The organism is Acinetobacter sp. UBA5934 (assembly GCF_002430855.1).
Classification (GTDB): domain Bacteria; phylum Pseudomonadota; class Gammaproteobacteria; order Pseudomonadales; family Moraxellaceae; genus Acinetobacter.
The window spans coordinates 17,168-27,448 of record NZ_DJDC01000023.1 but is presented as its reverse complement, the minus strand read 5'-3'; the positions used below and the strand labels follow the sequence as shown (position 1 = coordinate 27,448).

The following is a 10,281-nucleotide window of genomic DNA, read 5'->3' as shown; positions in this document are numbered from 1 at the left end:
TTTTTATAAAAAGATATATTTAAATTAAGAGGCTTCTTGGTCATACTGAGTTTGATCGTCTTCCGGAGCTTTATCTTGCACCATACTGAATGATGTAGCTGAACCTGGAACCGTTTCATCCTGTCGGTTACTTTTCAGTTTAATCTGCAAGCGCAATTCATTCATGGAATCAGCATTCCGCAAGGCTTCTTCATAACTGATCGCACCTTCATTATATAAATCATATAAAGCCTGATCGAAAGTTTGCATCCCCAGTTCACGGGATTTTTTCATAATTTCTTTGAGTTCATGGAAATGGCCTTTCAGAATAAGATCGCCAATTAATGGCGTATTCAGCAGAATTTCAATCGCTGCACGACGTCCGCGTCCATCCTGAGTTCGAACTAGACGCTGGGAAATAATGGCTTTCATGTTTGAAGATAAGTCCATCAATAACTGATTACGACGTTCTTCCGGGAAAAAGTTAATAATACGATCTAGCGCCTGATTGGCATTGTTGGCATGTAACGTACCTAAACATAAATGTCCGGTTTCGGCAAAGGCAATGGCATGTTCCATGGTTTCGGTATCGCGGATCTCACCAATCAAAATCACATCGGGTGCCTGACGCAAGGTATTTTTCAAGGCATTGTGCCATGAATGGCTATCGACGCCGACTTCACGGTGGGTAATCATCGATTTCTTATGCTTATGCACATATTCCACCGGATCTTCAACAGTAATGATATGTCCGGCAGAATTTTCATTACGGTGATCAATCATGGCAGCTAAAGAAGTCGACTTACCCGAGCCGGTTGCACCGACTACAAGTACCAGACCACGTTTTGCCATCATCACATGTTTTAAGGATTCAGGAAGTTGGAGCTGGGTAAAATTTGGAATTTCCGCGGTAATGGTTCTAATCACCATCCCGACCTGTAACTGCTGCTGAAAAACATTAATACGGAAACGCGAAACATTGGGCACGCTAATGGCAAAATTACATTCCAGCTCGCTTTCAAACTCAAGCCGCTGTTTCTCATTCATTAGACTATAAGCAAACAGTTTGGTCTTGTCTGCAGTCAATGCCTGTTGACCAATGGGTTTCATCAAACCCTGATGTTTAATGCTGGGTGGAAAATCTGCTGAAATGAAGAGATCCGAGCCGCCGTATTCCACTACCTTGGTCAGCATATGGAACATTATTTTACGTGCTTCTTCCAGTAATTCCGTACTATACATATTTTCCCCGATCATGCGAAAATGCATGAATTTTAATAGCAGGCTATGCCTATATATTTTGATTTTATTGTGCAGCGTTTTTTTTAAAGCCTCAAATAAATTTGATCCATAAAGAAAATATTTTTAGACAATTATGTGACTTATTTCAAAAAAAATAAAAATAACAGGAAATGATTAATTTTTTAAGCTTTGGCAGTCAAAAAAAATATTTGTATAGGAAGTAATATTCAGTAATTAGGAAATGAGGGTTAAGGAGATATTATTCTTCACTCCTTTTCATTCAACATCACAAATAAAAAATTTAAATAAGTGGCCAAAAGCTATTTTTACTTTCAGCCCCTCGCGTATTCATCACCCACTATTTTTCAGCTGACTTTCAATTTGCTTAAAGAGTCATGCATTAATGAGTAGAAATTTTATGAGAACTGGATTGCTCGAGTATGGATATTTGCCCGCGTTCTGCCTGTAAAACCGGATTGATGCGACTACTCTTTAACTTGATCTGCAGGCGAAGTTCATTACTTGAATCTGCATTACGCAAAGCTTCTTCATGAGAAATAACGCCTTGATTGTATAAATCAAAAAGTGCCTGATCAAAGGTTTGCATCCCCAGTTCACGCGAGCGCGCCATAATGGTTTTTAACTCATAAAATTCACCTTTACGGATCAGGTCAGACACCAAAGGGGTATTTTGCAATATTTCAACCGCAGCACGACGACCTTTGCCATCCTCTGTTCGGATCAGGCGCTGGGAAATCACAGCTTTCATATTGGCAGATAAATCCATCAGCAGCTGGTTACGGCGTTCTTCGGGGAAAAAGTTGATAATGCGATCTAGGGCTTGGTCTGCATTATTGGAATGCAGCGTGGCAAGACACAGGTGTCCTGATTCGGCAAAGGCAATCGCTTGCTCCATGCTATCTGTATCCCGAATTTCACCAATGACGATGACATCTGGAGCCTGACGCATCGTGTTAACGAGTGCGTTATGCCAGGAGATACAATCAACCCCAATCTCTCGCTGTGTAATCATCGACTTTTTATGCTGGTAAACATATTCCACAGGATCTTCGATGGTAATAATATGCCCCTCAGTGTGAGTATTACGGTAATCAACCATGGCCGCCAGCGTAGTAGATTTTCCGACACCCGTCGCGCCAACAATCAGAACCAGTCCTCGTTTTTCCATAATCACCTGTTGCAGCGAGTTTGGTAATCCTAATTGCTGAAAGCTTGGTATATCGGTAGTAATTGTTCGGATCACCATGCCTACATTGTGCTGTTGCTGAAACACATTAACCCGGAAACGTGAAATACCCGGCACACTCATACCGAAATTACATTCCATGACCGATTCAAATTCCTGGATCTGCCTGGTATTCATCAAGGCATAGGCAAATAAACGAGTTTTATCCGCCGTCAGTTTTTGCTGACCAAAAGGCTTCATCAAACCCTGCTGTTTGATACTCGGTGGAAAGTCTGCTGTAATAAAAAGATCTGAACCACCATATTCAACCACTTTGGTCAACATGTGGTGCATCAATCTACGTGCTTCATCGAGCAATTCAGGGCTATACATATCGGGATTCCTGAGATCATCACCCCGCCAGCCACATAAAACGGTTCGGGTTTGACCTCTAATAAATTATTGTTATTGTTTATTTTTTAAATCAGTTATTATTTTATTAAATTTTTAAAATTATTTTAATAATCATTATCCTGCATTTCAAAATACTTAATGCACTGCATTAAACATCCGTATAGATTCTGCTTATCAGTTTGACCTGATACCGTCTTTCCCCAATGGATTGAGGAAAGACCTAACCTTAAACTTAAGCACTACGCTTTAAACTTTGCAGTCGCAGTGAATCAGTTATATTTAACAACAGTTGTTCTGTTTTTGTCCAGCCCAGACATCCATCTGTCACCGACTGGCCATAAGTCATATCACAGGAAATCTTTTGCTGACCATCAACCAGATGACTTTCCAGCATTATCCCACGAACATGGCTTTGCGAACGCTCAGCGACAATGGTACGCAGTACTTCTGGCTGTAAAAGCGGATTTTTGTGGCTATTGCCATGACTGCAGTCAATCACCAAAGCCGGTAATTCACCTTTGCATTTTTCTTTGATCTTTTCAATTTCAGCCAACTGATAATTAGGGCCTGAATTTGCACCGCGTAAAATCAGATGGGCTTTTGGATTACCGTTTGATTGTAAAATACAAGGCAAGCCAGATTGACTCATGCCTAAGAATTGATGGGGATGCGATGCAGAATGGATGGCATCCAGTGCAATTTGAATGGAGCCATCCGTGCCATTTTTGAAACCGATGCTATATGGCATATGGCTGGAAATTTCACGGTGAATTTGAGATTCACTGGTCCGTGCGCCAATCGCTCCCCAAGCCAGTAAATCGTCGAAATATGCGGTTGCCATTGGACTTAAAATTTCCGCAGCAATTGGTAAGCCCATTTCAATAATTTGAAGATATAACTCACGTGATTTTTCTAGCCCCAACTGCATATCCGATGAACCATCTAAATTTGGGTCATACAGGAAACCTTTCCAGCCAACAGTGGTACGTGGTTTTTCAATATAGGCACGCATAACCAGGAAAATCTGATCTGCTACTTGGCTTTGTAATTGTTGTAATTTTTCAGCATATTCAAGTGCAGCAACGGGATCGTGAATTGAGCATGGGCCTGTGATAATCATCAAACGATGGTCTTTGCCATCTAAAATGTTTTGAATGATTTGACGCTGCTCAGTAATTTGCTGCGCCAGCTTATTTGATAAAGGCAATTGCGCCTTCAATTGATGCGGCAAAGTTAAAAGGGTTTCTTTTGCAGTTGTTTGAGTTTGTTGTAAAGCAGTATTTAAAGCATTCATTGGTCTTTCCTGGGGACTTCAATCAGTCCAATCTTTTATTTGAGTGTTATGGGTCTAATGGATTGCGTCATCATTTGATTAAAGTAAAACCAATAAAAATTGCTAAAGTATGAATATTTAAATGTTTTCATGAGATAACTCCAAAAATGTATAAAAAAATAAGATATAAAAAAACCTGATCAGGGTTGCCGATCAGGTTATAAACTTGGTGGGCAACCTTTTCTTGCCCGAACGCATTCAGGCAATTATCTAAATTGCCAAAAATAATAAGTTGCGTTTGAGAGTACAGGTTGCTTTAACATCTTTATTTCTTCAAAAAAGTATGCGTCTTGAAATTAAAATACGCTGTATTGCTGGGTTTGACAATAGTTTTATTTAAAATAAAAATACATCAATCATTAAACTTTTGCTTATATATTGTTTAAAAACCCGCCTTCATGGCTGAAGTGGGATCTGTTTTAAAAAAACTTGTTAAACCCTCTTCTCATTTATTTCGAGTTATCCCTGCATCATTTCGCTAAATTATTTTTTATTCGATCATTTTTCAATTTCTCCACTACTCCTATAGAAATTTAATTTATATAAATAACAAACAGATAAATCAATTTTAAACTTTTAAAAAAAATTATATTTACAAAAATAAACAATTATTGGCTGAGTAAATGCATCAAAAAACTCAAAACAATATTTTATATATATCCTTACTTTATGTTATATGATGGATTGATTTAGTCTGAAAATTACGTAATTCGTAATTAGTTTATGTATTGAATAATTAATGGACCACCGTATGATGTGAAAATAAATCAAATTTATCGTATAAGGTTTGCTCTGAAACGAAGGACTGTAACGATAAATAAAGGATGAGACAAACGGATTTGTCATAAAAATTGAACTGATTGATATGATTTTTCTCGTTTGTTTAAAAGTGAATATTTTAAAAAACAGGCAATAGGATTGCTTTAAGAAAATGAGGACGTTGTATGAATAAGCTAGCAAACCCTTTAGAACTTTGTGGATTTGAGTTTATTGAATTCGTATCTAAAGATGGCGATCTAGATGAAATTTTTCAAACGATCGGTTTTAGCAAAGTTGCCAAGCATAAATCTAAAAATGTGTATTTATGGCGTCAAGGCAATATTAATATCATTCTCAATTATCAACCAGAATCTTATGCCGCATTTTTCTTTAAAGAACATGGCCCTTCTGCATGTGCAATGGGCTTTAGAACCAAAGATGCAGCCAAAGCCTTTAATAAAGCCATTGAATTAGGTGCAGAGCCGATTTATTCAAAAATCGGCCCAATGGAACTGAATATTCCGGCAATTAAAGGGATTGGTGGCTCACCTATTTTCCTGGTCGATCGAGATATTTATCAAAGCGACTTCATCTTCTTTAATGACGTTAATTCTCATCCGGTAGGAACGGGGTTAAAAGAAATCGACCATTTAACTCATAATGTTTATAAAGGCCGTATGCAATATTGGTCAGATTTTTATGAAAGAATCTTTAATTTTCAGGAAATTCGCTATTTCGATATTAAAGGTGAATATACCGGTTTAACCTCTAAAGCCCTCACCGCGCCTGATGGAAAAATCCGTATTCCATTGAATGAGGATTCCGACAAAGGTAATGGCCAAATTGCTGAATTTTTAAGTGATTTTAATGGTGAAGGCATTCAGCATATTGCTTTTATTACCGATGACCTGATTGGCACCTGGGATAAATTAAAAGCCTTGGGCGCCAAATTTATGACACCGCCACCAAATACTTATTACGAAATGCTGCAAGAGCGTTTGCCAAATCATGGTGAACCGACTGATGAATTGCAAAAGCGTGGCATTCTGCTGGATGGCAATACCCAAAATGAAGACAAGCGTTTGTTATTGCAAATTTTCTCTGAAAATATGCTGGGTCCGGTATTTTTCGAATTTATTCAACGCAAAGACGATGACGGTTTCGGTGAAGGCAACTTCAAGGCCTTGTTTGAATCTATTGAACGCGACCAGATTAAACGCGGCGTCCTGGATATTTCAAAAGCTTAATTTCAGCTCAATCTTTTCATTAACGTTGTAATAATTTTTCATGCACACACCTGCTGTGTGCATGAAAAATTTATATCTCAATGAAATGATTTTAATCATATTTCTGATACTGCTCTGATGATTGAATAAAACAAGAATGAAATAGAATTGCATTCATCAAAATAGAGCACTATCTCAGCATGGATGAAGATAGAAAATGCAGCAAATTGAACAAGGAAACCTGAAAAAAGGTTTAAGTAATCGTCATATCCAGCTGATTGCACTGGGTGGCTCTATTGGCACCGGACTATTTCTCGGTATTGCACAAACTATTAAGCTTGCGGGTCCATCAGTCATTTTAGGTTATGCCATAGCCGGGCTGATTGCTTTTTTAATGATGCGGCAATTGGGTGAAATGATTGTAGAAGAACCGGTGAGCGGCTCGTTTAGTCATTTTGCTTATAAATACTGGGGTAAATTTGCCGGCTTTATGTCGGGATGGAATTACTGGGTATTGAATATTTTGGTCTGCATGGCCGAACTGAGTGCAATTGGCCTTTACATTCATTATTGGTGGCCTGAAATTCCAACCTGGGTTTCAGCCCTAGGCTTCTTTATTTTTATTAATGTGATTAACCTTTTACACGTCAAACTATTTGGTGAAATGGAATTCTGGTTAGCCATTATTAAAGTCTTGGCCATCATCGCCATGATTGCCTTTGGCAGTTATTTACTTGCAAGTGGCAGTGGTGGTACACAGTCCAGTATGCAAAACCTATGGGAATTAGGTGGATTTTTCCCGAATGGTGTCATGGGATTGGTTATGGCCATGGCGATGATCATGTTTGCATTTGGTGGGATTGAACTGGTCGGAATTGCGGCTGCGGAAACCGATAATCCGCAAAAAACCTTACCCAAAGCTGTTAACCAAATTGTTTATCGGGTGCTCTTATTTTATATCTTGAGTCTGGTGATTATCTTGTCACTGTATCCTTGGAATCAAATGGCACAAGGCGGCAGCCCTTTTGTCCTTATTTTTGATTCTTTGGGTAGTCAAACGGTCGCGACGATTTTAAATTTTGTAGTGCTGACTGCGGCTGTTTCTGTCTATAACAGTACCAATTATTGTACCAGCCGTATGTTGTTGGGCTTGGCACAACAAGGCAATGCACCTAAATTTTTGTGTAAAATTAATCGTCGTGGCATTCCATTCAATGCCGTCATGGTCTCTGCATTTTTTACTTTAATCTGTGTGCTCATCAATTACCTGTTTCCAGAAAAAGCCTTTAACTTGCTGATGATGCTGGTGGTTGCCGCAATTGTAATTAACTGGGTGGTTATTTCATATACGCATTTAAAATTCAAAAAACACATGCTAGCCATGAATGCTTCAACCCAGTTTCCGAGCATTGCCTACCCTTTTACCAATTATGTCTGCATTATTTTTATGTGCGGTATTTTGCTGATTATGAGTCAGACTCCCGATATGCGTATTGCGGTCCTGATGATTCCGGTCTGGATTTCAGTACTGCTGATTGCCTATTTCTTTAAAAATAAAAAAATACCGGACCACGAGTTAGCTTTAAAAGATAAAATGCGTTCTATACCGAAGGCTTGATTTGTTTTACTTCCTATAACAAAGGATATATTCATGTTCCAACATGTTGATACTTATGCAGGTGATCCGATTCTTTCTTTGATGGAAGAGTTTGCTAAAGATGAACGCGCGCAAAAAGTGAATTTAAGTATTGGGCTTTATTACAATGAGGACAATATTGTGCCTCAACTTAAAGCGGTTAAAGTAGCGTATAAAAATATTGAAGCAAGCAATGAACAGGTCAAGCTGTATTTACCAATGGATGGTTTAAAGTCTTATAACCAAGCCACTCAAGCTCTGGTATTGGGAGAAAACAGTCCAGCACGCCGTGATGGGCGTGCGGTCACCATCCAGACTTTAGGCGGTTCTGGCGCACTGAAAGTCGGTGCTGATTTCTTGAAAAAATATTTTCCTGAATCTGATGTCTGGGTCAGCCAGCCGACTTGGGAAAACCACATTGCCATTTTTAATGGTGCCGGCATTCACTCGCACTTCTATCCTTATTTTGATGCAGCCACCAATGGCGTCAATGTACCAGCGATGCTGGAAAAATTGAGCGAGCTACCGGCAAAAAGCATTGTGTTGTTACATCCGTGTTGCCATAACCCGACGGGTGCAGACTTAGTTCCTGCTGAATGGGATCAGGTCATTGAAATCCTGAAAAAACAGGATCTGATTCCCTTTCTGGATATTGCTTATCAAGGTTTTGGTCAAGGACTAGAGGAAGATGCTTATGCCATTCGTGCTCTAGACCAAGCAGGCATGAATTTTATTATTAGCAATTCATTCTCTAAAATTTTCTCGCTATATGGTGAACGTGTTGGTGGCTTAACTTTTGTCTGTGATGATCCGAGCACTGCACAAAAAGTGTTAGGACAATTAAAAGCAACAGTACGCCGTATTTACTCAAGCCCACCTACGACCGGTGCCTTGCTAGTGGAGAATGTACTGAATGATGCTGATCTGACTGCACAGTGGCAAGCTGAACTGCAAGAAATGCGGGAACGGATTATTAAAATGCGTCACATTTTAAAAGATAAACTCAGCCTAGCCTTACCAGAGCGTGACTTTAGCTATTTGGTAAAACAGCAAGGCATGTTTAGCTATACTGGCCTGACTGCTGAACAGGTCGATATCCTAAAAGATCAATATGGTATTTACCTGGTGCGTAGTGGCCGTATGTGCGCTGCGGGTCTGAATTTAAACAATATTGATTATGTGGCAGAAGCTATAGCTGAAGTGATTAAGGCTACAGGCTAAATGCAACTGAAATAAAAAAACGGGCCATTAGCCCGTTTTTTTATTTTGAAGACAATTAATCTTCAAAATGCACCACTGAACGAATCGATTTACCTTCATGCATTAAATCAAAGGCTTCATTGATTTTGTCTAGTCCCATGGTATGCGTTACAAAAGGTTCAAGTTGAATATCACCTTTCATGGCTTCTTCTACCATCCCCGGCAGTTGTGAACGACCTTTCACGCCACCAAAAGCAGTGCCTTTCCAGGTACGGCCGGTAACCAGCTGGAATGGACGGGTTGAAATTTCCTGACCTGCACCCGCGACCCCAATAATGATCGATTGTCCCCAGCCACGATGAGCACATTCCAGTGCAGAACGCATCACATTGGTATTGCCAATACATTCAAAAGAATGATCCACGCCCCAGCCGGTTTTTTCAACAATCACTTCCTGAATCGGTTTGTCATAATCTTTCGGATTTAAAAATTCTGTCGCACCAAACTGTTCAGCCAGTTTGAATTTTTCAGGATTGGTATCAATCGCAATAATACGGCTGGCTTTGGCTTTCTTGGCACCTTGCACCACAGCCAGACCAATACCACCCAGTCCAAATACGGCTACGGTATCGCCTTCCTGAACTTTAGCGGTATTTTTCACCGCACCCAGACCTGTGGTTACGCCACAACCGAGCAAACACACATGCTCATGATTCGCTTCAGGGTTAATTTTTGCCAAAGACACTTCAGCGACCACGGTATATTCACTGAATGTTGAACAACCCATATAGTGGTAAATCGGCTGACCATTATAAGAAAAACGGGTGGTTCCATCCGGCATCAAGCCTTTGCCTTGGGTTGCGCGAACAGCCACACACAGGTTGGTTTTGCCCGATTTACAGAATAAACATTCGCCACATTCTGCGGTATACAGTGGAATAACGTGATCACCCGGTTTAACACTGGTCACGCCTTCACCGACTTCAACCACAACCCCTGCACCTTCATGGCCCAATACTGCAGGAAACACACCTTCAGGATCATCACCCGATAAAGTAAAAGCATCAGTATGACAGACGCCCGTATGGCTAATTTTCACCAAAACCTCACCTGCTTTGGGCGGTGCAACATCAATTTCAACAATTTCGAGCGGTTGACCTGGACCAAATGCGACGGCAGCACGTGATTTCATGAATGATTCATCCTTTTTTGGTTCTTTAACAGATGAGCTACAGTAACCTCTTTTTATTGTCCGATTCAACCTATAACATGATGATAATATGTACTTATAACTTTATGACTTCAT

At 39.8% G+C, this 10,281-nt stretch carries 7 protein-coding genes; 3 read left to right on the top strand and 4 right to left on the bottom strand.

Features of this window, described 5'->3' with window-relative positions; genetic code table 11:
• Positions 1-24: 24 nt before the first annotated feature.
• The 3 genes from B2Y23_RS01600 to B2Y23_RS01590 form a co-directional block, all read right to left on the bottom strand.
• Entirely contained in the window at positions 25-1,221 is a 1,197-nt protein-coding gene (locus B2Y23_RS01600) for a PilT/PilU family type 4a pilus ATPase (RefSeq protein WP_291368611.1), read from the bottom strand.
• A gap of 400 nt (positions 1,222-1,621) precedes the next feature.
• Positions 1,622-2,800 carry a PilT/PilU family type 4a pilus ATPase gene (locus tag B2Y23_RS01595; RefSeq protein ID WP_291354505.1) on the bottom strand — a complete coding sequence of 393 codons (1,179 nt, stop codon included), beginning with the start codon at positions 2,798-2,800 and terminating at the stop codon, positions 1,622-1,624.
• A gap of 253 nt (positions 2,801-3,053) precedes the next feature.
• Positions 3,054-4,115, bottom strand: coding sequence for a 3-deoxy-7-phosphoheptulonate synthase (locus B2Y23_RS01590; protein WP_291368609.1), 1,062 nt, complete (start codon positions 4,113-4,115; stop codon positions 3,054-3,056).
• Between the two features lie 983 nt (positions 4,116-5,098).
• On the opposite strand from B2Y23_RS01590, the gene hppD reads away from it, so the two are divergent.
• The 3 genes from hppD to B2Y23_RS01575 all read left to right on the top strand — a co-directional run bounded on the left by hppD (position 5,099) and on the right by B2Y23_RS01575 (position 8,996).
• Positions 5,099-6,160, top strand: coding sequence for a 4-hydroxyphenylpyruvate dioxygenase (gene hppD / locus B2Y23_RS01585; protein ID WP_291354503.1), 1,062 nt, complete (start codon positions 5,099-5,101; stop codon positions 6,158-6,160).
• A 196-nt stretch (positions 6,161-6,356) separates the two neighbouring features.
• A complete protein-coding gene (locus tag B2Y23_RS01580) occupies positions 6,357-7,757 on the top strand; it encodes an amino acid permease (RefSeq protein WP_291354502.1) in 1,401 nt (466 codons plus the stop codon).
• Positions 7,758-7,790: 33 nt separating this feature from the next.
• On the top strand, positions 7,791-8,996 hold the full coding sequence (locus B2Y23_RS01575; RefSeq protein ID WP_291368607.1) for an aromatic amino acid transaminase: 1,206 nt from the start codon (positions 7,791-7,793) through the stop codon (positions 8,994-8,996).
• 55 nt (positions 8,997-9,051) lie between these two features.
• On the opposite strand, the gene B2Y23_RS01570 is transcribed toward B2Y23_RS01575, so the two are convergent.
• Positions 9,052-10,167, bottom strand: a complete 1,116-nt coding sequence (locus B2Y23_RS01570) for an S-(hydroxymethyl)glutathione dehydrogenase/class III alcohol dehydrogenase (protein WP_291368605.1) — start codon at positions 10,165-10,167, stop codon at positions 9,052-9,054.
• Positions 10,168-10,281 lie beyond the last annotated feature (114 nt).